Source organism: Pseudomonas sp. GW822-FHT02D10 (assembly GCF_058802345.1).
Window position 1 is genome coordinate 208,599 of sequence record NZ_JBXAOB010000004.1, and the last position, 26,873, is coordinate 235,471.

Genomic DNA, 26,873 nt, shown 5'->3' on the forward strand with positions numbered 1-26,873 from the left:
GTGCAATCAAATCGTGGCGCGGATAATAAAAGCCTGGCGGACTATGCGCCAGACACGGTCAGCGGCTTGCGGCGAGCGTTATCGATACCGACTCGGCAAAACGCAGGGCGTGGGGTTTGTCGACTTCGACTTCGGCGTAGAGCACGCTCTGGTTGACCATGATCAGGTCGAGCAGCTCCTGGGTCAGGCGTTCGAGCAGGGCGAACCGATTGCCCTCCACGTGAGCGATAATCGCCTTGGTGATGGTGCGGTAATTGAGCGCGTGATCGATGTCGTTGTCGCGCACCGCATCGTGGGCTGCATAGAGGATGGTCAGGTTGATCCGCACATCCTGCTTGTTGAGGATTTCGTCCTCATTGATTCCGATGAAGGTCCGCAGGCACAGGTCCTTGACCCGGATGCGGGCCATTCCTGGTTGAAGTTGTGGCATTGCTACTTGCTCCGTCCAATCAATTGCAGAAACTCCTGACGAGTGTTGCTCGAATCGCGGAAGGCGCCGAGCATCACCGAGGTGTTCATGGTCGAATTCTGTTTCTCGACGCCGCGCATCATCATGCACATATGCTGGGCCTCGATCACTACCGCAACACCGGCGGCCTGGGTCACGCGTTGCACCGCCTCGGCGATTTCCCGGGTGAGGTTTTCCTGGATCTGCAAACGCCGGGCGAACATGTCGACGATTCGCGCGATCTTCGACAGGCCCAGCACCTTGCCGGTAGGAATATAAGCCACATGGGCCTTGCCGATGAAGGGCAGCAGGTGATGTTCGCAGAGAGAATAGAGCTCGATATCGTCGACGATCACCATTTCATCGTTGTCAGAGGCGAACAGTGCGCCATTGACGATCTCGTCGACGCTTTGCTCGTAACCATGACACAGGTACTGCATGGCCTTGGCCGCACGCATCGGGGTGTCTTGCAGACCTTCGCGGTCGGGGTCTTCGCCAACACCAATAAGGATCTCACGGTAGCTCTGGGACAGGGATAACGTCATGGAACATCCTCGCGGGGGGCGGCTTACTTGACGTGCCGTCCGCCGTTGACGGTCAGGGTCGTGCCGGTGACATAAGGGTTGTCCAGCAAATAGCGCAGGCTCTGGTAGACAACCTCGCCGCCGGGCTCGATACCCAGCGCGGATTTGGCCAGGGCCTTGGCGCGGTACGCCGCGTCATCGTCGGGGTTAAACAGTAGCAGGGCCGGCGCGATACCGTTGACCTTGATTTTCGGTGCGTACTTCGCGGCGAAGGACAGGGTCAGGCTGTCGAGCCCGGCTTTGCTGGCGCAGTAGGCGATGTGCTTGCTGCTGCCCTTGCGCGTGACATCGTCGCTGATATGCACAATGTCAGCAGGCGTCGAGCGCTCCAGCAAGTCGGCACAATGCAGGTTGATCAGATAGGGCGCAAGCATGTGCACGCTGAACATCTGCGTGAATGCGGCCACTTCGGTGTCAGGCGTTTCGGCCAGCCATGCGGAGGCGTTATGCACAATCGCCCGTAGGCTTTGGGTATGGGCTTTCAGTTGCGTGATGAACGCCAGGATCCCGGCCTCGCTGGAAAAGTCGGCAAACAGTGCGGTCGCGCCAAGGTCACGCAGGGTTTGCACGCCAGGGCGTTCGCTGCGGTAGCTGATAATGACGCGGTGACCTTCTTCCAGCAACCGCTGGGCACAATGCAGGCCGACGCGCTGGCTGGCGCCCGTGATGAGGATCGGAGCAGGGGAAGAGGTCATCAACGGCTCGGTTCGTGGGTATGGCAAAACTATACCAGCGATCCCGGCTGCCAAGGCCGGTAATCCATTGCGGTGTCAATGCACCACGCTATTGGGGGGCAGGTGGCCCAGCCGTTCGGTCAGGCGGATGCGCTGGATCGGATCGTCACTGAGCAACAAGGCATGCTCCAGGTCGAAACGCTCGGCGTTGGGACAGTCCAGCCGTTGGTAAAGGCTGGCGCGGGCCAGGTAGTCGCTGGCGCAGGCATTGCCGAGTTCCAGTACTCGCTCGGCGTCGATCAGCGCGCCGATGTTGTCGTCGTTGGCCAAGTGCAACTGACGCAAGTTGCGCGACAGTCGCTGGAGCATGTGGATCGGTTCGCTGGTGAGCAGATGCTCGGCGTTGAGCGGCATGTTCGGGCCGTACTGGCGCTGTAGCAGCTCGCGGCAATCATTGGGGTACAAGCGCCGTCCGCCGCACGGGTCGAGCAAATGGTCGGCACCCGGCACCTTCAACAGGAAATGTCCGGGGAAGTTGACCCCGACCATCGGAATCTCCAGGCGTCGCGCCAACTCCAGCGCAATCAGTCCGAGTGCCAGCGGTTGCCCGCGGCGGCGTTCCAGCACCTTGTTGAGCAGCGCCGCCTGCGGGCGTAGCGGGGTGGATTCGTCCTGCTGATAACCCATGTCATTGAGTCGTCGTAACAACGGTTGAGCCAACTCGCTGACCGGCAACATTGGCAAACCAGCGCTGACCCGTTGTTGCAGATCCTTGAATTGCTCCAGTAGCACCTCGGGCTTGACCTCCGGATCGTGCTCGGCAGCGATCCACAGCGCCGCTTCGAAGAGCGCCGGTGGCGAGCGTTGCAGGCAGGCGAAAAAAGCTTGGCGCGGGTTCATCAAAATCTCCGGCGAATGCCTCGTTTTAGCCCCGTCGCAGGCTTTCGTCCAGTGCTGTACACAGGGTATTGCAGGTTATGTCTTTATGGCTGCAAAGCCCCCTCTGCTTATTCCGGTGCGCTTCAGCAATTTTCAGCCGCAAGCCTATACTGGCGACTACAAGAAGTGATTCGGGAGCCCTACGATGTTCGCTCTCATGCAAAGCACTCGCCTTGAATCGCTGCACCTTAGCGTTGACCCGGTGACCGGGTTGAAGGCGGTCATTGCCATTCATTGCAGCCGTTTGGGTCCCGCCCTGGGTGGCTGCCGTTACCTTGCCTATCCCGACGATGAAAGCGCCGTGATGGATGCTGTGCGCCTGGCTCAAGGCATGAGCTACAAGGCCGCGCTGGCCGGGTTGGCGCAGGGTGGTGGGGTGGCAGTGATCGTTCGCCCCCCCCACGTCGAAAACCGCGCTGCCTTGTTCGAGGCCTTCGGCCGCGTCGTCGAACAGCTCGACGGTCGTTACATCACGGCCATCGACAGCGGTACTTCGGTCGCCGACATGGATTGCATTGCCCAGACAACCCAGCATGTCACCAGCACCACTGCCGCCGGCGATCCGGCACCGCATGCCGCCATGGGGGTGTTCGCCGGTATCCGCGCCACTGCCATGGCCCGCCTGGGCAGCGACAACCTCGAAGGCCTGCGGGTGGCGATCCAGGGGTTGGGCAATGTCGGATTTTCCCTCGCCGAGCAACTGCATGCCGCCGGAGCGGAGTTGTTGGTCAGCGACATCGACGCCGGCAAGGTGCAACTGGCGATGGAGCAACTGGGCGCCCATCCGATTGCCAACGATTCGCTGCTCAGCACCCCGTGCGACATCCTCGCGCCTTGCGGGCTGGGCGGCGTACTCAACAGCCACAGCGTTGCGCAATTGCGCTGCGCCGCAGTGGCCGGGTCGGCGAATAACCAGCTGACCAACCTGCACGTTGCCGACCAGTTGGAGAACCGCGGCATTCTTTATGCGCCGGACTACGTGATCAATTCCGGCGGGTTGATTTATGTATCGCTCAAACACCGTGGCGAGGAGTTGTCGAGCATCACCGCGCACCTCTCGAAAATCAGCTCGCGGCTGACCGAAGTCTTCGCCCATGCCCAGGCTGAAAAACGCTCGCCGGCCCGGGTCGCGGATGAGCTGGCGGAGAAAGTGTTGTACCGATGAAGGAGTGAGGGCCTTACCCGGTCGACTTGCTCCCTGAGCCCGGCGCCACAAGCGTCGGGCCCGACAACTGCACGCTGACCCCGCGTGCCAGGAGCCAAGCGATGCTCAACAAGCTCAACCTTTCCTACACCCGCTATTTATCCCCCGACGGCCAGGCATTGAGCGAACTTCCCGCCTGGGCCGACGACTTCAATCTGCTGACCCGCCTCTACCGGCAAATGGTCCTGACCCGACTCTTCGATCAAAAAGCCGTCGCCCTGCAACGCACCGGGCGCATCGGGACTTACGCGCCGACCCTCGGCCAGGAAGCCATTGGTGTGGCGGTCGGCAGTCTGATGCACCCTGAAGACGTGCTGATCCCGTATTACCGCGACACCGCCGTGCAATTGATGCGCGGGGTGCGCATGGAAGAAATTCTGCTGTACTGGGGCGGCGATGAGCGCGGCAGCGACTTTGCCGAACCGTCGGCAGCCGAGGACTTCCCGATCTGTGTGCCGATCGCCACCCAGGCGCTGCACGCATGCGGAGTGGCCAGTGCATTCAAGATTCGCGGCGAACACCGGGTTGCTGTGACCACCTGCGGCGATGGCGCGACCAGCAAGGGCGACTTCCTCGAAGCCTTGAACGTCGCGGGTGCCTGGCAGTTGCCGGTGGTGTTCGTGGTCAACAACAATCAATGGGCGATTTCGGTGCCACGGCGGATTCAATGCGCGGCGCCGACCCTGGCACAGAAGGCTATAGGCGCCGGTTTCCACGGCGAGCAGGTCGATGGCAACGACATACTCGCGGTCTACGACCGGGTGCAAATTGCCCTCGAGCGGGCGCGTCACGGTAAAGGCCCGGTGTTGCTGGAGTGCGTGAGTTATCGCCTCGGCGATCACACCACCGCAGACGACGCGACCCGTTATCGACCGGCCGATGAGGTCAAACAGGCCTGGCTTGAAGAACCGGTCAAGCGCTTGCAACGTTTTCTGGCCGGGCAGGGCGTCTGGGACGAGGGGCGTGAACAGGCGCTGATCGCCGAGTGTCAGGCGCTGGTGCAGGGCGCTGTGGATAACTTCGACGCGGCCGGCAGTCAGTCACCCGAATCGGTGATCGATCACGTTTATGCCCAGTGGCCGGCGGCTTTGGCCGAGCAGCGCGAGTGGTTGCTCGAGCGCGCGGCGCGCCGAGCAGGAGGGCCCGCCCATGAGTAACGGCAAAGTCACGCTGCTGGAGGCGGTCAACCTGGCGTTGCACCGGGCCATGCGCGAAGACGAAAACGTCATTGTGCTCGGTGAGGACGTCGGCGTGAACGGCGGTGTGTTTCGCGCCACGCTAGGGCTGCGCGACAGCTTTGGCTTCAAGCGGGTGATCGATACGCCGCTGGCCGAAACCATGCTCGGCGGACTGGTGATCGGCATGGCTGCCCAAGGACTGAAACCGGTGCTGGAAATCCAGTTCATGGGCTTCATCTACGCCACCATGGAGCACCTGGTGTCCCATGCCAGCCGCATGCGCAATCGCACGCGCGGGCGGATCACTTGCCCGATGGTGCTGCGCACGCCGATGGGCGCGGGGATTCGTGCGCCGGAACATCACAGCGAAAGTACCGAGGCGCTGTTTGCGCATATTCCGGGGCTGCGCGTGGTGATTCCTTCGTCACCGGCGCGAGCGTATGGCCTGTTGCTGGCGGCCATCGACGACCCCGACCCGGTGCTGTTCCTCGAGCCGACGCGGCTCTACCGGATGAACCCGCAACCGTTGCTCGACGATGGCAAGCGTCTGCCGCTCGATACGTGTTTCACCTTGCGTGAGGGCCGCGATATCACCCTGATCAGCTGGGGCGCCAGCGTCATGGAAACCTTGCAGGCGGCCGATGCGTTGGCCGCTCAGGGGATTTCGGCCGAGGTGATCGATGTCGCCTGCATCAAGCCGCTGGACCTCGACACGCTGGAAGCCTCAGTACGCAAGACCGGCCGTTGCGTGATCGTCCATGAAGCACCACGCACCTGTGGCGTCGGCGCGGAAATCGCCGCCAGCCTCTACGAACGTGCATTGCTGGATTTGCAGGCACCGATCTTGCGGGTGACCGCGCCGGACATTCCGCCACCGCTGTATCGGCAGGAGTTGCTGTACATGCCAAACGTCGAAGACATCCTTCACGCCTGCGACAGCGTGCTGCACCACTTCTAAAGAGGCGCTGAGCTCCCGGAGGCTGCGATGAAGTATTTCAAATTGCCCGACTTGGGCGAAGGACTGCAGGAAGCGGAAATCGTCGAATGGCACGTCAAGGTCGGCGATACGGTGAAGGCCGATCAACTGCTGGTCTCGGTGGAAACCGCCAAGGCCCTGGTGGATATTCCCGCACCCTACGACGGTGTGGTGGCGAAAATCTACGGCGGCGAAGGCGACATTCTGCACGTCGGCGAACCTTTGCTGGGGTATGAAGGCGAAGCCGATGCCTGCACGGTGGTGGGCCGGCTTGAAGGTGGCGGCAGCCGTCAGGATGATCAGTTTTTCGTCGGCGCCGCACCTTCAACCCGCGAACACATGAGCGCTCGTGCTACCCCGGCAGTACGGCAACTGGCCCGGCAATTGGGCGTCGAGTTGAATGGGCTGATCGGGTCCGGCCCCAATGGGCTGATTACCCGCAGCGATGTTGAAACGGCCTCGCAGACCGAGCGCGATAAATTCGGTGGTGAGAAGCTGCGCGGGGTGCGCCGCAGCATGGCACTGAACATGGCCCGATCCCACGCCGAGGTGGTGCCGGTGACCATCTTCGCCGATGCTGATCTGCACCGCTGGGGCAGTGCGCGTGAACCGTTGATCCGCCTCGCCAAAGCCATGGCCGCAGCCTGTGCCGTGGAGCCGGTGCTCAACAGCGGGTTTGATGGCAAGACCTTGTCGATCAAACACCACAGCACCCTGGACCTGGGCATTGCCGTCGACACCCCAGACGGTTTGTTCGTGCCGGTGCTGCGCGATGTCGGCAATCGCTCGTCAGCCGATCTGAAAGACGGCGTGACCCGCTTGCGTGCCGACGTGCAGGCCCGTTCGATTCCGGCCAGGGAAATGATGGGCGCGACCCTGACCTTGTCGAACTTCGGCACCTTGTTCGGGCGCTATGCCAATCCGGTGGTGGTGCCGCCGCAAGTGGCGATACTGGCCGCCGGGTCCATTCGCGACGAACCGGTGGCGATGGAGGGCAAGGTTGTAGTGCACCCGATATTGCCGCTGTCGCTGACCTTCGATCACCGCGTGGTGACGGGCGGTGAAGCAGCGCGGTTTTTCAAAGTGTTGGTCGAGGCATTGGAACAACCGGACGCTTGAAATCCAGGCATGAAAAAGGCCCTGAATCAGTGACTCAGGGCCTATTCAATTCGGGCGTTGCTTACTTGGCTGGCTTAGCGGACTTGGCTGGCTTGGCAGGCTCAGCTGATTCGCCAGGCTCAGCGGGTTCAACGGCTTCAACAGGCACGTTGAGCAATTCTGACAGGGCATCCGGCTGGCTCTTGAATGCCTTGGCGAACACATCGCGATTTTTCGCCATGTAGATCCCGGCTTCTTCCACTTGTTGCTCGGTCAGGGACGGAACTGCTTTTTGCAACACTTCAGCCAGCAATTCGGCCAGTTCGAGCATTTTGTCATGACGGTCAGCTTCGGCTTTATCCATGAACAAACGCTCCAGATCTCGGCTGCTGCGGTATACCACTTCGACGGCCATTCACCACCTCACATGCCTTCACGATAGTTGTCTTTTGCGACTACTGTATTTATATACAGCGAAAAGGATAAGCGAATCCCTGCGCTTTGGGTAGTGGCTTTTTAATGTAGACGGGTTTCTGCGTTTGTCAGCAGCACCGATCGCTTCTGCAGAAGTGTCCAGCCGAACCCGATCGCCATCTCACTCCATGCCGCTGGCCTTTTTTCTGCATGCAGAACAACCGCCACGTCGAACCCGCATCATCGGTCGAGCCGACCTAAGGAAGAACTACCGTGAATATCAATTGGGCTGAAAAACTTCGCCAGAACGTCCATGAGCTGGCCGAGTCACTGGGCAATCTGTTCGTCGAGACGTTCCATTACATGGCGCTGTTCGCCATTGGCGCGGTCACTGCCTGGGCGGCGGTGGCGGAGTTTTTGCTGATGATCAAGGAAGGTGACATCAAGATCGATGACATCTTGCTGCTGTTCATCTACCTAGAGCTGGGGGCGATGGTCGGGATTTACTTCAAGACCAACCACATGCCGGTGCGTTTTCTGATCTACGTGGCGATCACCGCGTTGACGCGCCTGCTGATCTCCAACGTGTCGCACCACAGCCCGCCGGACATCGGGATCATTTACCTGTGCGGCGGGATTCTGCTGCTGGCGTTTTCGATTCTGGTGGTGCGCTATGCCTCCTCGCAATTCCCGTCGGTGAAGATCACGCACCCGCAACGCAAGACGGGAGCGGGCTCCGGTGAACATCCGGAAGTCGAGAAGGGCGAGCTTTAAAACCTTGCCAGCAAGGGGGGGTGAGCCTTGCGTGATGACACCGGCAGCAACTTGAGGCTGTCGCTGTCGGTCATGGCTTCGAGGATCGCCACGGCGCTGTGGCCTTGTTCGATGGCGATGCCGAACTGGATGCTTTGCACCAGGCGTTTCAGGCGTTGCAGGTCATTGCGTTGTTCGGCGCTGATCATCCGTTTGGCGACGATTCGGCCGGCGTTGGAGAGGGTCAGCATGATGCTGCCGTCGAGCCCCTGAATACTCAGGTTGATCTGATAATCCGGCGCAAAGGCGTCGGTGATCAGTTGAAAGGGGTTATCCATAATGCGTCACCGCTTGATTGGATCGTGCAGTTGTTGACCGGTCGTGATCAGGATTGGTTCGCTTTTCCAGACCACCGGCAATCTTTGCAGGACGTAGCAAGGGACATGCCGGTCCTGCTCAGGGTCAATAAACAGGCAATAAAAAGGCGAGCTTCAATGGCTCGCCTTTTTCATTCATGGTCCGTTTCAGGGCATGACGCAGCAGATGATCGGTGACAGTGCGATCAGGTGGAAGAGGCGGAGAATTTTCGCGGAATGCACCCGTTGGGCGAGGGGCAATTGTGAGGATTTGTTGCAGCGTTGCAGGTCGAGTTGACTCCCGACATTAACAGCGCTTTTGTCAGTTGTCCGGCTTTTTTTGTGTATGAAAATTTATCTTTTTTTAGGGGTTGAATTGTTTCTCGGTCTGCCCAACTCTGTAACCAAGAGGTCACGGTCACCCAGGTTTCAAATACTGCACCGGACCTCTCGCGAGCTAGCTGAAATAAGGGATGAACTATGCAAATCCAAGTCAACAGCGATAACCATATTCAAAGCAGCATCCGACTGGAGGAGTGGGTACGTACTACCATTGAGAGCACGCTCGAACGTTACGAAGAAGACCTGACACGGGTCGAAGTCCACCTGCGGGACGAGAACGGCGATAAACCCGGTCCACACGACATGCGCTGCCAGCTTGAAGCGCGGCCAAAAGGCCACCAACCGGTTTCCGTTACTCATAAAGCCGCCACACTGGAACTGGCCATCGACGGGGCGTCCGCCAAGCTTGAACACGCGTTGGAACACCTGTTCGGCAAACTGCGCGGTAAACGCGCCACTGTAACGCCGATCAGCTCTGGTGCTCATGCCGACGCGCTGCTTGAAGAAGAATTTCTCGAAAACGAACAGGCCGCGCTCAATAGCTGACGGCTGAAACACTCTTACCACCCCACTGAAAACGGGCCTGCATTTGCAGGCCCGTTTTGTTTTGTGGGTCTATTGAGCTCCCTGGCCACAAAGGTGTTCGGCATCTTTGCATATGAGAATATTTATCATTAATATCGGCGCACCGTTGGCCCTGCGCAGGGCATGGACCACGTTGAGTCGGCCTTTGATGATCACCACACCCCCTGAACCCCAGAACGCTGACGGCACCGATAGCCCGGGTGGTCGCGCGTATTTTTTGCAGGTGTTTTTGTCCCAGCGTCCGCAAATGGAAGCGTTGGTCAGTCGGCGCGTGGGCTGTCGGGCGACTGCTGCCGATCTGGTGCAGGACCTGTTTTTGCGTTTCTGGCGCCGACCGCTGGTGCACGTCGAGGAGCTCAGTACTTACCTGCTGCGCTGCGCCGGCAACATCGCCATCGACCATCTGCGCAGCGAAGGCGCGCGGGTCCGGCTCAACGAAGGCTGGCTGCCCGAGCAACAGCACAACCTCAGCGTCGAGCCGCAAGCAGCGCTGGAAGCCGGCAATGACCTGCGCCATGTCGAGGCGGCGTTGCGCGGCTTGCCCGAACGTACCCGGCAGATTTTTTTGCTCAACCGTATACACGGACGTAAGTACGCCGAAATCGCCAAGGCCATGGGGCTTTCCCAAAGTGCCGTGGAAAAACATATGATGCGCGCCCTCGAAGCCTGCAAGGCCAGTCTGCGAGAACCGATACCGCGTACGCCAGGGACAGCACCGTGAATCACACCGCTCGCGTCAGTCCGACGCCCGCTCAGGAGCAGGCTGCGCTGGCCTGGTTGAGCCTGTTGCACGACCAGCCGAGCAGCGGCGATCAAGCCACGTTCAGCCGTTGGTTACAGGCCGATCCGGCGCATGCCGAAGCCTACGCCCAAGCACAGGTGGTCTGGGAAATGAGCGAAGTGCCGGCCCGCGCCCTGGCCGAAGAAGAGGCCTTTGCCTTGCAGGGTTACCTCAATGCGATGAACCGCTCCCGGCGTTCCAGTGTGCGGCGTTGGTCTGGCGGTTTGGCCATGGCGGCCTGCTTGCTGCTGATGGTCTCGTTGGGCGCCGGTTGGCAGCCGTCACGTTGGCTCGATGATCTAGGGGCGGACTACGTCTCGGCGCCGGGCGAAGTGCGCAGCGTGACCCTGGTCGATCAATCGCGGGTCACCCTCGATGCCGACAGCGCCATTGCCGTGGATTTCAGTCACGGTGAACGGCACGTCCAGATGCGTCGCGGTGCGGCCTTTTTCAGCGTGACCCATACCGGCGAGCCGTTTGTGGTCGAGGCTGAAAAGGGCGAGGCGCGGGTGCTCGGCACGCAGTTCGAAGTGCGATTGCAACCGGCAGGCGCGCAGGTGACGGTGCTCTCGGGACGCGTCGCAGTGACGCCGACCAAGGGCGCCGAGCAGCAGGTGCTGACAGCCGGCCAGCAAGTGGCCTATGGCGCCGGCACCGCCGCAAAACTTCATGCCGCCAACAGCGAAGCGCAACTGGCCTGGCGTCAGGGCTGGCTCAATTACTACAAATCACCCTTGGCTGATGTGGTGAAAGACCTCGGCCGGCATTACCCGGGACGGATCATCGTGCTCAACGATGACCTGGCCGCACGACGGATCAGTGGCAGCTTTCCAAGCAAAGACCCGCAAGCGGTGCTCGATTCCCTGCAAGGAGTACTGGGGTTCGAGCAGCACAGCCTGCTGGGACGGATGATTATTTTGCGCTGAAGGCGTGGACGATGTTGAGCCCTCACTTTCAGGAGAGGATCGGATGCATGACCGACCACCTGAAAATCCTCCTGTTGCGTGCAGGGATGGGGACTACGCTCAAGGTGGTCCCCGGTGCCGCGACAGGCACCCTGACCGCCACACTTCGTAGGAGCTGCCGCAGGCTGCGATCTTTTGATCTTGTTTTAAAAGATCGCAGCCTGCGGCAGCTCCTACAGATAATGATTAGCGAACAAGGATGAACCCATGTCACGTCTCTCCCTGCCAAGGCTGCTCAGTGCAGTCGCCCTGGCCATCGCCGCGCTGGGTGGTTGCGCCCATGTTCAGCCGCCAGCCCAACCGGTTGCCGTGAACATCGTGGCGATCAACGACCTGCACGGTTACTTGCAGGCCAACCCTTACGCGTTTCGTGACAGCACGGCCGCTGACGGTGTGCGCACGCTCAAGGCCGGGGGCATTGCGACCCTCGGCGGGATGCTGACGCAACTGCGCAAGGACGATCCGCAGTTGCTGTTCATCGGTGCCGGCGACCTGGTGGGCGGCAGTCCACCGCTGTCGGCGATGTGGGCCGACGAACCGACGCTCGAAGCGCTGCGGCACATGGACATGAAACTCAGTGCCATCGGCAATCATGAATTGGACAACGGCAAGGCGGAGTTCCTGCGTCAGCTCAATGGCGGTTGCGATTCCATTCGTCCGACCAAGGCCTGTCAGTTTCGCGCCAGCTATCCCGGCAGTGGTTTTGCGTACCTGGCGGCAAACCTGATCGACACTGACACCGGCAAACTCCTGTTGCCGCCGTATCGCATCGAAGAGGTCAAAGGCCAGAAGATCGCCTTTGTCGGTGCGGTGCTGCGCGATGTTGCATCCGTGGTCAGTGCCAAGGGCATGCAGGGTTTGCGTGCCGAGGACGAAGCCGGGTCGATCAATCGGCTGATCCCGGAGCTCAACCGCCAGGGCGTCAATGCGATTGTCGCGGTGGTGCATCAGGGCGGCTCAACCCCCGAACCTTACGACAAACAGGACTGCAGCCAACTGAGCGGCGATATCGTTGAGGTGGCCAAGCGTCTTGATCCAGCGGTCGATGTATTGATCACCGGGCATTCCCATCAGGGTTATCTGTGCAAGGTCGGTTCTCTGCTGGTGACGCAGGGCAATTCCTATGGGCATCTGATGACCCACCTGACACTTGACGTAACTCCCGGTCAACATCGGGTCACGCGGATTCAAGCGGCCAATTTGCTGGCCGATCCGGCGCAGTATCCAGCCGATCCGCAGATGCTCGCCTTGCAGCGGGAAGTTGAAGCGCGCAGCAATAACGTGCTGCTCAAATCCGTCGGCGCCATTGCGGCTTCCCCGATCACTCGACGTCCCGACGCGGCGGGCGAGATGCCGTTGGGCGACTTGATCGCCGATGCTCAACTGGCGACCGGCGCGGCATATGGCGCGCAAATCGCCTTCATGAACAAAGGTGGCATTCGTGGTGACCTGGCCCTGGAGCCAGGTCAAAAACGCCTGAACTATGGGCAGCTGGCAACGGTGCAGCCGTTCAATAACACCCTGATCGCCTTCGACCTGAAGGGACGGCAACTCGAACAATTGCTCAATCAACAATGGAAGGCAGAAGGCGACGTTAATGTGCTGCAAGTCTCCAGGGGCTTCAGTTATCGCTGGGATTCCACGCGCCCGCTGGACAGTCGAGTGATCCCCGGCAGTGTTCGCCTTAACGGCAAACCGTTGCAGACCGAGCTCACCTATCGGCTGGTGGTGAACAGCTTCCTGGCCGACGGTGGCGATCGCTTCAGTCTTTTCAAACAGGGACTCAACCGTCGCGACTTGGGCGTGACAGACCTGGATAGCCTGATCAACTACCTGCACCGCATGGATCAGCAAGGCAAGCCCGTTGGTTCGGCAAGCAGTGCCGGAAGGATTGTGCGGGTGAAGTAGTGCAAATAATTTCAAAAAAGGCGTGAGGTAAACCCGAGTGACATCCGTGTAGTGGTGAAAGTGCGATTCATTCGCATCCGTAGCGTTTCTACACACAGGTCACGAGCAATGAAGTCCAGGGCAAAATCGGTGGCAGGCGGTTCGGTTAAACAGTGGTTTGGCGCTTCTACGCTGGCCGTTTCGGCGTTGGCCTTGTTGCCGCTGAGCGTGGCTGGCGCCGCGCAGTCCAGCGAGCAGCACAGCGCGCTGTTCACCTTCAGTATCGCTGCCAAACCCTTGCCCCAGGCCTTGAGCGACTTCAGTCGGGTCACCGGCATCAGCGTGGTTTACACCGATGAAGCGCCCTACGGTCTCAACGCACCGGCTATCAATGGCCAGATGAGCGCCGAACAAGCCATACAGCGCTTGCTGAGCAAATCCGGTTTCGCCTTCCGCCAGACCGACGCCCACACCCTGGCCCTTGAGCCACAGCCCACCGCAGGTGCCCTGAATCTCGGCGCGACCACCATCACCTCGGCGGTTGAGCAACCGATGAGCTATCAGCCACCGTCCACCACCTCAGTGGCACGTTCCTCGGCCTCGCTCCAGGAAATCCCCCAGACCATCAACGTGATCCCGGCCCAAGTGCTGCGCGACCAGGTGCCGCGTAACCTGGACGATGCGCTGGCCAATGTCAGCGGCATCACCCAAGGCAACACGTTGGGCAGTACTCAGGATTCGGTGATGACCCGCGGTTTCGGCGACAACCGCAACGGCTCGATCATGCGCGACGGCATGCCGCTGGTGCAGGGTCGTGGCCTGAACGCTTCGGTGGATCGGGTCGAAGTCCTGAAAGGGCCGGCCTCGTTGCTCTACGGCATTCAGGACCCGGGTGGCGTGGTGAATCTGGTCAGCAAGAAGCCTGAGTTACAGCAATACAATGCCGTGACCTTGCGTGGTTCAACCTATGGCAGCGGTAAGAATGGCAGCGGCGGTAGTCTCGACAGCACCGGCGCACTGGGGGATTCGGGGCTGGCCTACCGCATGGTGCTGGACCACGAAGACGAGGATTACTGGCGCAATTTTGGCACCAATCGACAGACCCTGATTGCACCCTCGCTGGCCTGGTATGGCGAAAGCACCAAGCTGCTGTTCGCCTACGAGCACCGTGAATTCCTGACGCCATTCGACCGTGGCACGGCCATCGACCCGCGCACCAATCATCCGTTGGACATCCCGCGTGGTCGCCGTCTCGATGAGCCGTTCAACAATATGGAAGGCCGTTCGGACCTGTACCATTTCGAAGCCGACCACGAGCTCAACGACAACTGGAAAGCTCACTTCGGTTACAGCTGGAACCGCGAAACCTACGACGCCAGCCAGGTTCGCATCACCGACATCGACCCGAAAAAAGGCACGCTGACCCGCAGCATGGACGGCACCCAAGGCGCCCTGACTACCGACCGTTTCACTACCGCCAGCCTCGAAGGCAAGGTCGATGTGGCCGGCATGCAGCACGATCTGGTGTTCGGCGTGGATGACGAATACCGCAAGATCTACCGCGCCGACCTGATCCGCCAGAAGAGCCTGTTCCCGTCCTTCAGCTATCTGGACCCGGTCTACGGTCGTGAGGTGGCAGGTACCACGGTCAGCGCAGCGGACAGCAATCAGACCGATCTGCTGCGCAGCGATTCGGTCTTTTTGCAGGACTCGATCCACCTGAACGACCAGTGGATTCTGCTGGCCGGCGGGCGTTTCCAGGAATACGACCAGTACGCCGGCAAGGGCCGCCCGTTCAAGGCCAACACCGACAGCAACGGCCAGAAGTGGGTGCCGCGTGCGGGTCTGGTGTATCGCTACACCGATGAACTGTCGTTCTACGGCAGCTACACCGAGTCCTTCAAACCGAACTCGACCATCGCGCCGTTGAGCGGCAGCACCGTTGTGCTCGATGGTAGCGTTGCACCGGAAGAAGCCAAGTCCTGGGAACTGGGCGCCAAGCTCGATATCCCGGGCCGGATGACCGGCAACATCGCACTGTTCGACATCAAGAAACGCAACGTGCTGGTGGCCAACTCCGAGAACCCGCTGGTCACCACCTACAGCGCGGCCGGCGAGGTGCGTTCCCGTGGCCTGGAAATGGACCTGACCGGCCAGTTGAGCGACCGCTGGAGCATGATCGGCAGCTACGCCTACACCGACGCCGAGGTCACCGAAGACCCGACCTACAAAGGCAAACGACTGCAAAACGTGGCGAAAAACACCGGCTCGCTGTCGGCGGTCTATGACTTCGGCACCATCGTCGGTGGTGATCAGTTGCGGGTAGGCGCGGGCGCGCGTTATGTCGGCGAACGGGCCGGTAACGCGGTGAACGACTTCGACCTGCCGGGCTACACCGTGGCCGACGCCTTCGCCACCTACGACACCAGACTCGACGGGCAAAAGGTCAAGTTCCAGCTCAACGTGAAAAACCTCTTCGACCGCACTTACTACACCTCGGCCGTCAGCCGGTTCTTTGTGTCGATGGGCGATTCGCGTCAGGTGTCGTTGTCCAGCACTCTGGAGTTCTGATGAAAGCTTGGTCGTCTAGCACTCGCGCATGGTGGCTGCGCTAACGCAAAAACGCCTGACGATAGTCGCCGGGCGTGCCCTTCATCGCCTGACGAAAGCGATTGGTGAAATGGCTGGCGCTGGCAAAACCGCAGGCCAGCGCAATCTCACCGAGCGGTTGCGAGGTGCTGCGCAGCAAATGCCGTGCATGCGTCAGGCGACGGGCCAGCAGGTATTGATGCGGCGGCAGGCCAAAGCTCTCGCGAAACATCCGTGCGAAGTGGTACTCCGACAACGCACACAGACCGGCCAGCTGACCGAGGCTGATGGGCTCGGCCAATTGCTGGTCGATGTACTCGACCAGTTGCCGGCGTTGATGGGCGGCCAGTCCACCCTTGAGGCGCAAACCCTGGCGCAGACCGACCTGACTCAGCAAGGTGTGGCTGAGCATTTCATGGGCGAGGCTGCTGGTCAGCAGGCGTTCGCCGGGTTCGTCCCAGTTCAATTCAATCAACTGACGGAAGCGTCGAGCCTGCACCGGGTCTTCGAGAAAGGTGCTTTCCTGCAATTGCAGTTCGCGAGGTTCACGGTCGAGCAAGGTGACGCAGCCGAGGGCAAATTGTTCGGAGCTGAAGTACAAGTGAGCCAGACGGATTTCACCGTTGATCACCCAGGCTGACTGGTGCTCGGCGGGCAGGATGCAGAGTTTGTCCGGGCCGCCCTTGGTGCCGGGTTGCTCGCGGCGAAAAGTCCCGGTGCCTCCGGCGATGTAGCAGGAGAGGGTGTGATGACCGGGCGCTTCATAGTCCTGCGCGTCGTGATGGTTGCTCCACAGGGCTGCAGCCATGCCGTCACCGAGCTCGGCGCTGTGCTCAAGGCGAGCATTCGGCGAGCGGTTGAGGGCTTGAAAGACTTGCAGGGTTTCCAGTGCGGGCATGATCGGCTCTCTCCAACGCCTTGCATCCTACTCCGTCGCCTCGACGCTGCCAGCCCGTCGACCGACAAAAGCGCAAGTTTATGCAAGTGCACAGCCTGACTCGGGCACAGACTGAAGGTCATCTTCAGGAGTTGCCGTCATGAACCTCTCGTTATACCTGCTGACCGTGCTGATCTGGGGCACCACCTGGATTGCCTTGAAACTGCAATTGGGGGTGGTGGCGATTCCGGTGTCGATCGTTTATCGCTTCGGCCTGGCATCGTTGGTGCTGTTTGTGATGTTACTGCTCAGCCGACGCCTGCAAGTGATGAACCGGCGTGGGCACTTGATCTGCCTGGCCCAGGGGCTGTGCCTGTTCTGTATCAATTTCATGTGCTTCCTCACCGCCAGCCAGTGGATTCCCAGCGGTCTGGTCGCCGTGGTGTTCTCCACCGCCACACTGTGGAATGCGCTGAATGCGCGGGTGTTCTTCGGTCAGAAAGTGGCCCGCAATGTGCTGATGGGCGCTGCGCTGGGCCTGTGCGGGCTGGGCTTGTTGTTCTGGCCGGAACTGGTCGGCCACACCGCCAGTCCGCAAACCTTGCTTGGCCTGGGTCTGGCGCTGCTCGGCACCCTGTGTTTTTCGGCTGGCAACATGCTCTCGAGCCTGCAACAGAAAGCCGGCCTCAAGCCGTTGACGACCAACGCCTGGGGCATGGCCTATGGCGCTGCGATGCTATCGATGTACTGCCTGGTCAAAGGCATTCCCTTCGACATTGAATGGAACTCGCGTTATATCGGCTCGTTGTTGTATCTGGTGATTCCGGGTTCGGTTATTGGTTTCACCGCGTACCTGACCCTGGTCGGTCGCATGGGACCGGAACGTGCGGCGTATTGCACCGTGCTGTTCCCGGTCGTGGCGTTGAACGTGTCGGCCTTCGCCGAAGGCTACCAATGGACGGCCCCGGCATTGGCCGGCTTGGTACTGGTGATGCTGGGTAACGTGTTGGTGTTTCGCAAACCCAAGGCGCGGGTGATGGCGGGCAGTGGCAAGTTGGCGTGATCGAATAAGTTGCACTCTGCCTTATCGGGTTCAGCAGTACGGCGTTTGTTAATGATCGGTCTTCAGTGACAGATAAATAAGCGCCGTCATCATGTAACCGATAATACTTCGGGTCCATGCCATGGCATTCCATTCTGCGGAAGTGTCCATGTCGAACCATTCATTGGCGATAACCTGTATGCAAAAGTAATACACGAAAATGCCGATCATCAAACCGACAACTCCGTATTTTTTTGCCTCGTGGAATTCCTTGCGTGGCGCATTCAGTTTTTTGTAGAGCTGATAGGCGCCCAACAAACAACAGGCCGTGTAGGTTGTCTCCAGGGTGATGATCATCCAGTAGATTCTATGGTGCAGCATGGGGGAGGTGATGGCGCGATAGCGCAAGGCACTGTTGGGGCGGGTCGTGTCCATACTGAGTACATGTCCAACGAATTCGTAGTTGGAGGCGTAGTCAGTCAAATTGCTGTAAACAACAAGCAGGCCAAATACACCAGCCATTAAAACCAGGGCCAACTTACTGCGCCTGATCAGGCAGGCCGTGGTGAAATTCATCATGGTGCGTATTCTCCATATCCGGTTCCTGCCATTCGCAGGGGTAGGGCATGAGTTTATAGCGCAAAAAAAGTGTAGAGCGCAGGACTGAATTGCAAGTTGTGTCGCAGGGTAAGTTGTAGTGTCTAATAGCAAGTTAAGTGCAGGGTTGGAACGTGAGTATGAATGCACTGTGCTGTTCATACATAAGTTCAAAATAACAGGCACGCCTTGATTGACGTGCCTGTCTGTTGATCAGCCCTTCCACACCTGCGGATTAACCAGATCCTGCGGCCGTTCACCCAGCAAGGCATTGCGCAAGTTGGCCAAGGCGCGGTTAGCCATGGCCTCGCGGGTTTCATGGGTGGCTGAGCCGATGTGCGGCAACGTCACGGCGTTCTTCAAGTGGAACAGCGGCGACTCGGCCAGTGGCTCCTTCTCGTAGACATCCAGCCCCGCCCCGCGAATCCGCTGGTTCTGCAAGGCATCGATCAGCGCCGGCTCATCGACCACCGGACCACGGGAAATATTCACCAGAATCGCGCTCGGCTTCATCAACGCCAGTTCGCGATGGCTGATCAAGTGCCGGGTCTTGTCGCTGAGCGGCACCACCAGGCAGACGAAATCGGCTTCAGCCAGCAACTGATCGAGGCTGCGAAACTGTGCGCCGAGTTCGTGTTCAAGGTGGGTCTTGCGGCTGTTGCCGCTGTACACAATCGGCATGTTAAAACCCAGACGACCGCGTCGGGCGATGGCCGCGCCGATGTTGCCCATGCCGACGATGCCCAGCGTCTTGCCATGCACGTCGCAACCAAACAGCGGCGCGCCAACAGTGGCTTGCCATTGCCCGGCCTTGGTCCAGGCGTCCAGCTCGGCGACACGCCGGGCGCTGCTCATGAGCAAGGCAAAGGCCAGGTCGGCGGTGCTTTCGGTCAGCACGTCCGGGGTATTTGTGAGCATGATCCCGCGTTCGTTGAAATAGGCCAGGTCGTAGTTGTCGTAGCCGACCGAGACGCTGGACACCACTTCCAGTTTGCTGGCGTTCTCCAGCTGCGCGCGACCGAGCTTGCGACCGACGCCGATCAAGCCGTGGGCATGGGGCAGGGCTTCGTTGAACTGCGCGTTGATGTCGCCCAGCTTCGGGTTGGGCACGATCACATCGAAGTCGTGTTGCAAGGACTCGACCATTTCGGGCGAGACACGGCTGAAGGCGAGTACGGTCTTTTTCATCGCAGGAAGGCTCGTCAGGCGGAGGAGAATGCCAGGCACGCTAACATTCTTGGCGAGGGTTGTGCGAGGGCGGAAAAGATCGCAGCCTGCGGCAGCTCCTACAAGGTATACATCCGTAGGAGCTGCCGCAGGCTGCGATCTTTTTAATTGGCCAACCTGGCCCCGCCCAGACTCCCGCTCAACTCATACGCCGCCAATTCCGCCTGATGCGCCGCCAGAATTTCCGGCAGCGACCCGCGCAGGTACTCGACCCAGGTCTTGATCTTCGCATCCAGGTACTGGCGCGACGGGTAGATGGCGTACAGGTTCAGCTCTTGCGAGCGGTAGTTGGGCATGACCCGCACCAGGCTGCCGTTGCGCAAGCCTTCGATGGCGGCGTAGACCGGCAGCACACCGACGCCCATGCCGCTGGTGATCGCGGTTTTCATGGCGTCGGCAGAGTTCACCAGAAACGGCGAGCTGTTGATGGTGACCATTTCCTGGCCTTCCGGGCCGTCGAACAGCCACTTTTCCAGCGGAATCACCGGGCTGACCAGGCGCAGGCAGGCGTGATTCAGCAGGTCGCTGGGCTTCTGCGCGCAGCCGTTGGCTTTCACATAGGCGGGCGACGCGCAGACGATGCTGTAGGTGATACCCAGCCGTTGCGAGACGAAACCCGAGTCCGGCAGTTCGCTGGCGAGCACGATCGATACGTCGTAGCCCTCGTCCAGCAGGTCCGGCACGCGGTTGGCCATGGTCAGGTCGAAGGTTACGTCCGGATGGGATTTGCGATAGCGGGCGATCGCATCGATCACGAAGTGCTGACCGATCCCGGTCATGGTGTGCACCTTGAGTTGTCCGGCCGGGCGCGCATGGGCGTCGCTGGCCTCGGCCTCGGCTTCCTCGACATAGGCGAGGATCTGCTCGCAGCGCAGCAAATAACGTTTGCCGGCCTCGGTCAGCGCGATGCGGCGAGTGGTGCGGTTGAGCAAGCGGGTTTGCAGGTGGGCTTCCAGGTTGGAGACCGCGCGCGAGACGTTGGCCGTCGTGGTATCCAGCTGCACGGCAGCGGCAGTGAAGCTGCCGGCTTCGGCGACGCAGCTGAAGGCGCGCATATTTTGCAAAGTGTCCATGGGGTGTTCTCGGGTGCGATGACAAATTGTGACACGAAGTTGCGGAACGCTGTGACCCCGACCAAGGGATTATCTCGCTAACGGTAACAAAGATTCACAGGAATCCCGGCTTATCGCCGCACAGGCCCACCCCTAGAATTGCGCCCATCTCTGTAGGAGCTGCCGCAGGCTGCGATCTTTTGACGTTGACGTTCTTGACGACGCCGGAAAATCAAAAGATCGCAGCCTGCGGCAGCTCCTACGGGGAATATCCCCCACCTCAGGAATTTGCAGCAGTGCCGCGTCGCATCAGCAGAGAGTTGAAGACTCTCAGTGTTTGGGCTTTATCGTTAGCCATCAGCGGCTGCATCGGAACCGGAGGTATTGCCCCACAGGGCACGGCATTTGACGCCAACACATTGGCCACCGACGAGGCGATCCAGAGCGCCGCCAGGGACGCTCATTGGCCCACCGCCCAGTGGTGGCAGGCCTATGGCGACCCGCAACTCAATCACTGGATCGACCTCGCCGTGCAAGGCAGCCCGAGCATGGCCATGGCCGCCGCCCGTGTGCGCCAGGCCAAGTCCATGGCCGGGGTTGCCGAGTCGGCCGAGTCGTTGCAGGTCAATGGCCAATCCACGCTCAAACGCCATAACTGGCCCACCGATCAGTTCTATGGCCCGGGTGAACTGGCCAACACCACCACCTGGGACAACAACGCTGCTCTTGGTATCAGCTATGCCCTCGACCTCTGGGGCCGTGAAAGCAATGCCACCGAGCGCGCTGTGGACATCGCCCACATGAGCGCCGCCGAAGCGCGCATGGCTCAGCTCGAATTGCAGAACAACGTGGTGCGTGCCTACATCCAGTTGTCGCTGCATTACGCGCAACGGGACATCGTGATCGCGACCCTCAAGCAGCAACAGCAGATTCTCGACCTCGCGCAAAAACGTCTGGACGGTGGCATCGGTACCCATTTTGAAGTCAGCCAGGCACAAACCCCGTTGCCGGAAACCCATCGGCAACTGGACGCGCTGGACGAAGAAATTGCCCTGAGCCGCAATCAGCTTTCCGCGCTGGCAGGCAAAGGGCCAGGGGAGGGCACACAGTTGCAGCGTCCGACGTTGTCGCTGGGTGCCGCGCTGAAACTGCCCTCGGCATTGCCGGCGCAATTGCTCGGCCAACGCCCGGACGTGGTCGCCAGTCGCTGGCAAGTGGCGGCCCAGGCTCGTGGGATTGATGTGGCTCACGCCGGGTTCTACCCCAACGTCGATCTGGTCGGCAGCCTCGGTTACATGGCGACCGGCGGTGGGGCGCTGGAGTTTCTGACCGGTAAAAAGCTCAACTACAACGTGGGGCCGGCGATCTCCTTGCCGATCTTCGACGGTGGGCGCTTGCGCTCGGAGCTGGGTGAAGCCTCAGCCGGCTATGACATCGCTGTGGCCAAGTACAACCAGACCCTGGTCAATGCGCTCAAAAGCATCTCCGACCAGTTGATCCGCCGCGAGTCCATGGACAAGCAGCAAGCCTTCGCCGCCGAGTCGGTGGCGACTGCGCAGAAAACCTACGACATCGCGCTGATCGCCTATCAGCGCGGGCTCACCGATTACCTCAATGTGCTTAACGCCCAGAGCCTGCTGTTCAAGCAGCAGCAAGTGCAGCAACAAGTTCAGGCTGCGCGCTTGAGTGCCCATGCCGAACTGGTCACCGCCCTCGGCGGCGGGCTCGGTGCTGGCAACGACGTGCCGCCCGACAGCAAAGTCCAGGCGCCGAAAACCCCGGCTCTTCTCAAGAGCATCGTGAATTGAACACAGAACCTGTGGGAGCGAGCTTGCTCGCGAAAGCGGTGTGTCAGGCGACATTTGCATCGACTGACACTCCGTCTTCGCGAGCAAGCTCGCTCCCACAGAGATCGTGTTCTCGCCGCACAATTTTCGACCAATGAGCAGGATTTCATGACTCCCTTGCCTGCACCTTTGCGCTGGCTGTATTCCCTTGAGTGGCGCCGAGGTTTCTTCGACTGGGCCCGCAGTGACGGCGTGACCTGGGTCTACATTTTCAAGGTACTGATCGCCGCGTTCCTGACCCTCTGGCTGGCCATGCGCCTGGAGCTGCCGCAACCGCGCACGGCAATGATCACCGTGTTCATCGTCATGCAGCCGCAGAGCGGTCAGGTGTTCGCCAAGAGCTTCTATCGCTTCCTCGGCACCCTGGCCGGCTCGGCGGTGATGGTCGCGCTGATTGCCTTGTTCGCGCAGAACACTGAACTGTTCCTCGGCTCGCTGGCGATCTGGGTCGGTATCTGCACGGCCGGCGCCGCGCGTTATCGCAACTTCCGCGCCTACGGTTTTGTGCTCGCCGGTTACACCGCAGCGATGGTCGGTTTGCCGGCGCTGGCGCACCCGGACGGCGCGTTCATGGCGGCGGTCTGGCGGGTGCTGGAAATCTCCCTGGGGATTCTCTGCTCGACCCTGGTCAGCGCCGCGATCCTTCCGCAAACCGCCAGCGCCGCAATGCGCAACGCCTTGTATCAACGCTTCGGGGTGTTCGCACTGTTCGTCACCGATGGCTTGCGGGGTCGCAGCCAACGCGAGGCTTTCGAAGCCGGCAACGTGCGTTTTATCGCCGAAGCCGTGGGCCTGGAAGGTTTGCGCAGCGTCACCGTGTTCGAAGACCCGCACATGCGTCGGCGCAACGGCCGGCTCAGTCGGCTGAACAGCGAGTTCATGGGCATCACCACCCGTTTCAACGCCTTGCACCAGTTGCTCGAACGCTTGCGCAGCAGTGGCGCCGATCATGTGGTGGCGGCGATCAAACCGGGCTTGCAGGACCTGGCCGAATTACTCGATGGCTTCTCGGGGCGTGCGCTGACCCATGCCGATGCAGCGCGTCTGGCGGCGCAATTAGCGGCCTATAAAGAAGGGCTGCCGGTACGGGTGCGCCGCTTGCGGGCGATCTTTCAGGAGAGCGAACCGAGCGACGCCGAGCAGTTGGATTTCCACACCGCCTACGAGTTGCTCTACCGCTTCGTCGACGAACTTCACAGTTATGCACAGACCCACGCGTCACTGGCCGAGCACCGTCACGAACGCGAGCAATGGGATGAACCCTACACCCCGAAAACCAACGGGCTGGCCTCGGCCGCTGCGGGCATCCGGGCGTCATTCATTCTGATCGTGCTGGGCAGTTACTGGGTCGCCACCGCGTGGCCGAGCGGCGCGACCATGACCTTGATCGCTGCCGCCACCGTCGGTCTGTCGGCGGCTACGCCTAACCCCAAACGCATGGCGTTCCAGATGGCCTGCGGGACGTTGCTCGGGGCGCTGATCGGTTTCGTCGAGATGTTTTTTATCTTCCCGTGGATCGACGGTTTCCCGTTGTTGTGCGTGATGCTGGCGCCGGTGATCGTGCTCGGCTCGTTCCTCACCTCACGGCCGCAGTACGCCGGTGTCGGCCTGGGCTTGCTGATCTTTTTCAGCACCGGTTCGGTGCCGGACAACCTGACCATTTACAACCCTTACACCTTCATCAACGACTACATCGCGATGGTCATGGGCATGCTGGTCTGTGCGGCGGCAGGGGCGATCATCTTGCCGCCGAACAGCCGCTGGTTGTGGCGGCGACTTGAGCAGGACTTGCGCGGGCAAGTGGTGTTCGCCATCAGTGGCAAACTGAAAGGGCTGGCCTCAAGTTTTGAAAGCAGCACCCGCGATCTGGTGCACCAGGCGTATGGGCTGGCCGCCGGGCAGCCTCAGGTGCAACGCGATCTGCTGCGCTGGATGTTCGTGGTGCTGGAAGTCGGCCACGCGATCATCGAGTTGCGCAAGGAACAGGCGATCCTTCCGGTGCACCCGGCCTACGCCGAAACCCAGCCGTGGCGCCAGGCGATCCGGGTCATGGGCCGCTCGCTGGTGCGGCTGTTTCTGCAACCGAGCCAGAGCAATCTGGAGCGCAGTCTGGTGGCGGTCGACCACGCTATCAGCCGCGCCCAGGCCACCGACGAACCTTTTGCTCCGCACTTCGACACCTCGGCTTTGCGTCGGGTGAAGAGCTACCTGCATTTCATCCGCACCTCGTTGCTCGACCCGCAATCGCCACTGGCGGCACTCGCTGCCCCGCAAGGACCTGACCATGCCTCGTGAAATCGCCTTCCACGGCGTGTACATGCCGACCATGACCCTGATGTTTTTCATCGCTGCGGCGGTGGCCTGGGCGCTGGACCGGTTTCTCTCCGGGTTTGATCTGTACCGCTTCTTCTGGCACCCGGCGCTGCTGCGCCTGAGCCTCTTCACTTGTTTGTTCGGCGCCCTTGCGCTGACTGTTTACCCTTGAGACCGATTCGATGAAAAAGCTCTTCAGTCTGCTCGCGACCTTGTTGGTACTGGCCCTCGCGCTGTGGATCGGCCGGACCCTCTGGGTGCATTACATGGACACCCCGTGGACCCGCGATGGCCGGGTGCGCGCCGACATCATCAACGTCGCCGCCGACGTCACCGGCGAAGTGATCGAGGTGCCGGTGCGCGACAACCAGCTAGTGAAAAAGGGCGACCTGCTGATGCAGATCGACCCCGAGCATTACCAGATCGCGGTGAAGCAGGCGCAGTCGCTGGTGGCCTCACGCAAGGCCACCTGGGAGATGCGCAAGGTCAACGCGCATCGCCGCGCCGATCTCGACAACCTGGTGATCTCCAAGGAAAACCGCGACGACGCCAGCAACATCGCCGACTCGGCCCTGGCCGATTACCAACAGGCCCAGGCGCAGCTGGAAGCGGCAGAGCTGAACCTCAAACGCACCAAAGTGCTGGCGGCAGTGGACGGTTATGTCACCAACCTCAACGTCCATCGCGGTGACTATGCGCGCATCGGCGAAGCGAAAATGGCCGTGGTCGACATGAACTCGTTTTGGGTCTACGGCTTCTTCGAAGAAACCAAATTGCCCCACGTGCGCGTCGGCGATAAAGCCGACATGCAGTTGATGAGCGGCGAAGTGCTCAAGGGCCATGTCGAAAGTATTTCTCGCGGCATCTACGACCGCGACAACCCGGAAAGCCGCGAATTGATCGCCGACGTGAATCCGACTTTCAACTGGGTGCGTTTGGCACAACGGGTGCCGGTGCGGATCCACATTGATGAAGTGCCGGAGGGCGTGCTGCTGGCGGCGGGGATTACCTGCACGGTGGTGGTGAAGCAGGCGGGCGGGGAGTAGCTGGTAGACCGAGTCGCCTGCTTCGCAAGCAAGCCCGCTCCCACAGGTTGCGCGCCCTAACTGACTGGCATCAAGGCTTGCCCGTTATGAACGATTAACGCCCTGGTCCGCTACTGCGGAGAATCCGGTGGATCGAGGTGATCCAGCGCCCGATTCACCGCCAATTCAGCCAGCGAAATCATCTGCTGGATAGCCAGCGCGGTATTGCGCTTGGGGCCTTCGAGTTCAAACGCCAGATCGCTGGCCATGACATTGACCGAGGCGAGCGTCTCGCAGGCATGGGCCAGTAGGGTTTCGCTGTCGACATCGGGGGCGATGACGAAAATGCAGCCGGGACGTCGGTCGGCTAACAACTGCTTGGTCTCAGGAAGGACCAGGTAATGATCGAGCGCGCGGTGCGCAGCGGCGTGGAGTTCTTTTGAATCGAGAGAGGCATAGGGGGAAACAGGGTCGGTTTCAGTGGGATTGGGAGTGGCTTTAGACATAGTGATGCTCCAATGGGTTGAGTCACTCCTATGAGAAATCCGGGCTACCACACCCGATCGCTGAATGGGCAGCGACCCGAAAAGGTTATCCGTCCCCCGTCACCCAGCGCAACCGTCAAAACGTGTCGGAACCGTCCTCGGAAGCGCTGGCCATGTCCTTCAAAAAGCTACGTGAGATAAACGTTCTTTTGATCGTTCAACCCTGGCAATACGTCTCATGCAAATGCCGCCACAGCAACGCACCTGACGGCAGCCTTTCAATAACCGCCGTAGCGCGCCGATCGTTCAGCACGCCGCTCGCATCGGATTGCAGTTCGCGGTAGCTGATGGTCGCGCCGCCTGCGTGTTGGTCAATCCCGCGCAGTTCGCTCAGGCCGATTCGCAAGCCAGGGCGGGCGCCACCAAGTTTATCGAACAACTCGCTCAAGCCCGGATAGTCCAGCGCATTGCCGCCGGGCACGATCATCGAAAACTGCGGTGAGAAACGGGCCAGCAACTGCGTCAGTAGGCCTCTGTCGGCCGTGCCGGAAAACCATTGCTCGATGTCGACAAGAGTCTGGGTCACTTCGTTGAAGTAGGGGGTGTAGTCGGTCATGTTCATTCCTTGAAATGGA

27 protein-coding genes and 1 pseudogene are annotated in these 26,873 nt (G+C 60.5%); 16 read left to right on the forward strand and 12 right to left on the reverse strand.

Features of this window, described 5'->3' with window-relative positions; translation table 11 throughout:
* Positions 1-58: 58 nt before the first annotated feature.
* The 4 genes from folX to AC1RPZ_RS08885 all read right to left on the reverse strand — a co-directional run bounded on the left by folX (position 59) and on the right by AC1RPZ_RS08885 (position 2,606).
* Entirely contained in the window at positions 59-430 is a 372-nt protein-coding gene (gene folX, locus AC1RPZ_RS08870; RefSeq protein WP_493136682.1) for a dihydroneopterin triphosphate 2'-epimerase, read from the reverse strand.
* 2 nt (positions 431-432) lie between these two features.
* Positions 433-993, reverse strand: coding sequence for a GTP cyclohydrolase I FolE (gene folE, locus AC1RPZ_RS08875; protein ID WP_493136683.1), 561 nt, complete (start codon positions 991-993; stop codon positions 433-435).
* A gap of 23 nt (positions 994-1,016) precedes the next feature.
* On the reverse strand, positions 1,017-1,727 hold the full coding sequence (folM, locus tag AC1RPZ_RS08880) for a dihydromonapterin reductase (protein WP_493136684.1): 711 nt from the start codon (positions 1,725-1,727) through the stop codon (positions 1,017-1,019).
* Positions 1,728-1,802: 75 nt separating this feature from the next.
* Entirely contained in the window at positions 1,803-2,606 is an 804-nt protein-coding gene (locus AC1RPZ_RS08885) for a SirB1 family protein (RefSeq protein WP_493136685.1), read from the reverse strand.
* Positions 2,607-2,790: 184 nt separating this feature from the next.
* Between AC1RPZ_RS08885 and AC1RPZ_RS08890 the strand changes: the two genes are divergently transcribed.
* From AC1RPZ_RS08890 to AC1RPZ_RS08905, 4 genes are all read left to right on the forward strand, one after another.
* Positions 2,791-3,810: a Glu/Leu/Phe/Val dehydrogenase family protein gene (locus AC1RPZ_RS08890; protein ID WP_493136686.1), complete on the forward strand. Its 1,020-nt coding sequence runs from the start codon at positions 2,791-2,793 to the stop codon at positions 3,808-3,810.
* A 101-nt stretch (positions 3,811-3,911) separates the two neighbouring features.
* Positions 3,912-5,006, forward strand: a complete 1,095-nt coding sequence (gene pdhA, locus AC1RPZ_RS08895; RefSeq protein ID WP_493136687.1) for a pyruvate dehydrogenase (acetyl-transferring) E1 component subunit alpha — start codon at positions 3,912-3,914, stop codon at positions 5,004-5,006.
* Positions 4,999-5,985, forward strand: coding sequence for an alpha-ketoacid dehydrogenase subunit beta (locus tag AC1RPZ_RS08900; protein WP_493136688.1), 987 nt, complete (start codon positions 4,999-5,001; stop codon positions 5,983-5,985). Before pdhA ends, AC1RPZ_RS08900 begins: the two co-directional genes overlap by 8 nt.
* A 27-nt stretch (positions 5,986-6,012) precedes the next feature.
* Complete coding sequence (locus tag AC1RPZ_RS08905; protein WP_493136689.1) at positions 6,013-7,122, forward strand: dihydrolipoamide acetyltransferase family protein; 1,110 nt, start codon at positions 6,013-6,015, stop codon at positions 7,120-7,122.
* Between the two features lie 154 nt (positions 7,123-7,276).
* Here AC1RPZ_RS08905 and AC1RPZ_RS08910 read toward each other — a convergent pair.
* Positions 7,277-7,516 (reverse strand): annotated as a pseudogene (locus AC1RPZ_RS08910) (YebG family protein); the annotation flags it as partial.
* Positions 7,517-7,788: 272 nt separating this feature from the next.
* Here AC1RPZ_RS08910 and AC1RPZ_RS08915 point away from each other — a divergent pair.
* Entirely contained in the window at positions 7,789-8,289 is a 501-nt protein-coding gene (locus AC1RPZ_RS08915) for a phosphate-starvation-inducible protein PsiE (protein WP_493136690.1), read from the forward strand.
* Here the strand turns inward: AC1RPZ_RS08915 and AC1RPZ_RS08920 are convergent.
* Entirely contained in the window at positions 8,286-8,606 is a 321-nt protein-coding gene (locus AC1RPZ_RS08920; RefSeq protein WP_493136691.1) for a DUF3509 domain-containing protein, read from the reverse strand. The genes AC1RPZ_RS08915 and AC1RPZ_RS08920 overlap by 4 nt on opposite strands.
* A gap of 498 nt (positions 8,607-9,104) precedes the next feature.
* Between AC1RPZ_RS08920 and AC1RPZ_RS08925 the strand changes: the two genes are divergently transcribed.
* From AC1RPZ_RS08925 to AC1RPZ_RS08950, 6 genes are all read left to right on the forward strand, one after another.
* Positions 9,105-9,512 (forward strand): HPF/RaiA family ribosome-associated protein, encoded by a 408-nt coding sequence (locus AC1RPZ_RS08925; protein WP_493136692.1) that lies wholly within the window; start codon positions 9,105-9,107, stop codon positions 9,510-9,512.
* Between the two features lie 184 nt (positions 9,513-9,696).
* Positions 9,697-10,272 (forward strand): RNA polymerase sigma factor, encoded by a 576-nt coding sequence (locus tag AC1RPZ_RS08930; RefSeq protein ID WP_493136840.1) that lies wholly within the window; start codon positions 9,697-9,699, stop codon positions 10,270-10,272.
* Entirely contained in the window at positions 10,269-11,258 is a 990-nt protein-coding gene (locus AC1RPZ_RS08935) for a FecR family protein (protein ID WP_493136693.1), read from the forward strand. Before AC1RPZ_RS08930 ends, AC1RPZ_RS08935 begins: the two co-directional genes overlap by 4 nt.
* Before the next feature lie 47 nt (positions 11,259-11,305).
* A complete protein-coding gene (locus AC1RPZ_RS08940) occupies positions 11,306-11,500 on the forward strand; it encodes a hypothetical protein (RefSeq protein WP_493136694.1) in 195 nt (64 codons plus the stop codon).
* 4 nt (positions 11,501-11,504) lie between these two features.
* Entirely contained in the window at positions 11,505-13,205 is a 1,701-nt protein-coding gene (locus tag AC1RPZ_RS08945; RefSeq protein ID WP_493136695.1) for a bifunctional metallophosphatase/5'-nucleotidase, read from the forward strand.
* Positions 13,206-13,313: 108 nt separating this feature from the next.
* Positions 13,314-15,755, forward strand: coding sequence for a TonB-dependent siderophore receptor (locus AC1RPZ_RS08950; protein ID WP_493136696.1), 2,442 nt, complete (start codon positions 13,314-13,316; stop codon positions 15,753-15,755).
* 40 nt (positions 15,756-15,795) lie between these two features.
* On the opposite strand, the gene AC1RPZ_RS08955 is transcribed toward AC1RPZ_RS08950, so the two are convergent.
* Complete coding sequence (locus tag AC1RPZ_RS08955; RefSeq protein WP_493136697.1) at positions 15,796-16,671, reverse strand: helix-turn-helix domain-containing protein; 876 nt, start codon at positions 16,669-16,671, stop codon at positions 15,796-15,798.
* Positions 16,672-16,810: 139 nt separating this feature from the next.
* Between AC1RPZ_RS08955 and AC1RPZ_RS08960 the strand changes: the two genes are divergently transcribed.
* Positions 16,811-17,713, forward strand: coding sequence for a DMT family transporter (locus AC1RPZ_RS08960; RefSeq protein WP_493136698.1), 903 nt, complete (start codon positions 16,811-16,813; stop codon positions 17,711-17,713).
* Positions 17,714-17,761: 48 nt separating this feature from the next.
* Here the strand turns inward: AC1RPZ_RS08960 and AC1RPZ_RS08965 are convergent, their stop codons facing one another.
* From AC1RPZ_RS08965 to AC1RPZ_RS08975, 3 genes are all read right to left on the reverse strand, one after another.
* Positions 17,762-18,271: a DUF2165 family protein gene (locus AC1RPZ_RS08965; RefSeq protein WP_493136699.1), complete on the reverse strand. Its 510-nt coding sequence runs from the start codon at positions 18,269-18,271 to the stop codon at positions 17,762-17,764.
* Between the two features lie 231 nt (positions 18,272-18,502).
* Entirely contained in the window at positions 18,503-19,477 is a 975-nt protein-coding gene (locus AC1RPZ_RS08970) for a 2-hydroxyacid dehydrogenase (protein WP_493136700.1), read from the reverse strand.
* A 143-nt stretch (positions 19,478-19,620) separates the two neighbouring features.
* On the reverse strand, positions 19,621-20,589 hold the full coding sequence (locus AC1RPZ_RS08975) for a LysR family transcriptional regulator (protein ID WP_493136701.1): 969 nt from the start codon (positions 20,587-20,589) through the stop codon (positions 19,621-19,623).
* Positions 20,590-20,864: 275 nt separating this feature from the next.
* Between AC1RPZ_RS08975 and AC1RPZ_RS08980 the strand changes: the two genes are divergently transcribed.
* The 4 genes from AC1RPZ_RS08980 to AC1RPZ_RS08995 all read left to right on the forward strand — a co-directional run bounded on the left by AC1RPZ_RS08980 (position 20,865) and on the right by AC1RPZ_RS08995 (position 25,774).
* Positions 20,865-22,376 carry an efflux transporter outer membrane subunit gene (locus AC1RPZ_RS08980; protein WP_493136702.1) on the forward strand — a complete coding sequence of 504 codons (1,512 nt, stop codon included), beginning with the start codon at positions 20,865-20,867 and terminating at the stop codon, positions 22,374-22,376.
* Positions 22,377-22,523: 147 nt separating this feature from the next.
* Positions 22,524-24,710, forward strand: a complete 2,187-nt coding sequence (locus AC1RPZ_RS08985; protein WP_493136703.1) for an FUSC family protein — start codon at positions 22,524-22,526, stop codon at positions 24,708-24,710.
* The gene (locus tag AC1RPZ_RS08990) at positions 24,700-24,900 is read left to right on the forward strand and encodes a DUF1656 domain-containing protein (RefSeq protein ID WP_019691945.1); all 201 of its coding nucleotides are present in this window, start codon (positions 24,700-24,702) and stop codon (positions 24,898-24,900) included. The genes AC1RPZ_RS08985 and AC1RPZ_RS08990 overlap by 11 nt, the downstream gene beginning before the upstream one ends.
* A gap of 10 nt (positions 24,901-24,910) precedes the next feature.
* Positions 24,911-25,774 (forward strand): efflux RND transporter periplasmic adaptor subunit, encoded by an 864-nt coding sequence (locus AC1RPZ_RS08995; RefSeq protein WP_493136704.1) that lies wholly within the window; start codon positions 24,911-24,913, stop codon positions 25,772-25,774.
* Positions 25,775-25,884: 110 nt separating this feature from the next.
* Here the strand turns inward: AC1RPZ_RS08995 and AC1RPZ_RS09000 are convergent, their stop codons facing one another.
* On the reverse strand, positions 25,885-26,259 hold the full coding sequence (locus AC1RPZ_RS09000; protein ID WP_493136705.1) for a DUF6124 family protein: 375 nt from the start codon (positions 26,257-26,259) through the stop codon (positions 25,885-25,887).
* Between the two features lie 196 nt (positions 26,260-26,455).
* Positions 26,456-26,854 carry a DUF4440 domain-containing protein gene (locus AC1RPZ_RS09005; RefSeq protein ID WP_493136706.1) on the reverse strand — a complete coding sequence of 133 codons (399 nt, stop codon included), beginning with the start codon at positions 26,852-26,854 and terminating at the stop codon, positions 26,456-26,458.
* Positions 26,855-26,873: the final 19 nt, after the last annotated feature.

Excerpts from the sequence above, each read along its gene's own strand:
- folX (WP_493136682.1), bottom strand. The coding sequence starts at position 430 with ATGCCACAACTTCAACCAGGAATGGCCCGCATCCGGGTCAAGGACCTG.
- folE (WP_493136683.1), bottom strand. The coding sequence starts at position 993 with ATGACGTTATCCCTGTCCCAGAGCTACCGTGAGATCCTTATTGGTGTT.
- folM (WP_493136684.1), bottom strand. The coding sequence starts at position 1,727 with ATGACCTCTTCCCCTGCTCCGATCCTCATCACGGGCGCCAGCCAGCGC.
- AC1RPZ_RS08885 (WP_493136685.1), bottom strand. The coding sequence starts at position 2,606 with ATGAACCCGCGCCAAGCTTTTTTCGCCTGCCTGCAACGCTCGCCACCG.
- AC1RPZ_RS08890 (WP_493136686.1), top strand. The coding sequence starts at position 2,791 with ATGTTCGCTCTCATGCAAAGCACTCGCCTTGAATCGCTGCACCTTAGC.
- pdhA (WP_493136687.1), top strand. The coding sequence starts at position 3,912 with ATGCTCAACAAGCTCAACCTTTCCTACACCCGCTATTTATCCCCCGAC.
- AC1RPZ_RS08900 (WP_493136688.1), top strand. The coding sequence starts at position 4,999 with ATGAGTAACGGCAAAGTCACGCTGCTGGAGGCGGTCAACCTGGCGTTG.
- AC1RPZ_RS08905 (WP_493136689.1), top strand. The coding sequence starts at position 6,013 with ATGAAGTATTTCAAATTGCCCGACTTGGGCGAAGGACTGCAGGAAGCG.
- AC1RPZ_RS08920 (WP_493136691.1), bottom strand. The coding sequence starts at position 8,606 with ATGGATAACCCCTTTCAACTGATCACCGACGCCTTTGCGCCGGATTAT.
- AC1RPZ_RS08925 (WP_493136692.1), top strand. The coding sequence starts at position 9,105 with ATGCAAATCCAAGTCAACAGCGATAACCATATTCAAAGCAGCATCCGA.
- AC1RPZ_RS08940 (WP_493136694.1), top strand. The coding sequence starts at position 11,306 with ATGACCGACCACCTGAAAATCCTCCTGTTGCGTGCAGGGATGGGGACT.
- AC1RPZ_RS08945 (WP_493136695.1), top strand. The coding sequence starts at position 11,505 with ATGTCACGTCTCTCCCTGCCAAGGCTGCTCAGTGCAGTCGCCCTGGCC.
- AC1RPZ_RS08950 (WP_493136696.1), top strand. The coding sequence starts at position 13,314 with ATGAAGTCCAGGGCAAAATCGGTGGCAGGCGGTTCGGTTAAACAGTGG.
- AC1RPZ_RS08955 (WP_493136697.1), bottom strand. The coding sequence starts at position 16,671 with ATGCCCGCACTGGAAACCCTGCAAGTCTTTCAAGCCCTCAACCGCTCG.
- AC1RPZ_RS08960 (WP_493136698.1), top strand. The coding sequence starts at position 16,811 with ATGAACCTCTCGTTATACCTGCTGACCGTGCTGATCTGGGGCACCACC.
- AC1RPZ_RS08965 (WP_493136699.1), bottom strand. The coding sequence starts at position 18,271 with ATGATGAATTTCACCACGGCCTGCCTGATCAGGCGCAGTAAGTTGGCC.
- AC1RPZ_RS08970 (WP_493136700.1), bottom strand. The coding sequence starts at position 19,477 with ATGAAAAAGACCGTACTCGCCTTCAGCCGTGTCTCGCCCGAAATGGTC.
- AC1RPZ_RS08975 (WP_493136701.1), bottom strand. The coding sequence starts at position 20,589 with ATGGACACTTTGCAAAATATGCGCGCCTTCAGCTGCGTCGCCGAAGCC.
- AC1RPZ_RS08985 (WP_493136703.1), top strand. The coding sequence starts at position 22,524 with ATGACTCCCTTGCCTGCACCTTTGCGCTGGCTGTATTCCCTTGAGTGG.
- AC1RPZ_RS08990 (WP_019691945.1), top strand. The coding sequence starts at position 24,700 with ATGCCTCGTGAAATCGCCTTCCACGGCGTGTACATGCCGACCATGACC.
- AC1RPZ_RS08995 (WP_493136704.1), top strand. The coding sequence starts at position 24,911 with ATGAAAAAGCTCTTCAGTCTGCTCGCGACCTTGTTGGTACTGGCCCTC.
- AC1RPZ_RS09000 (WP_493136705.1), bottom strand. The coding sequence starts at position 26,259 with ATGTCTAAAGCCACTCCCAATCCCACTGAAACCGACCCTGTTTCCCCC.
- AC1RPZ_RS09005 (WP_493136706.1), bottom strand. The coding sequence starts at position 26,854 with ATGACCGACTACACCCCCTACTTCAACGAAGTGACCCAGACTCTTGTC.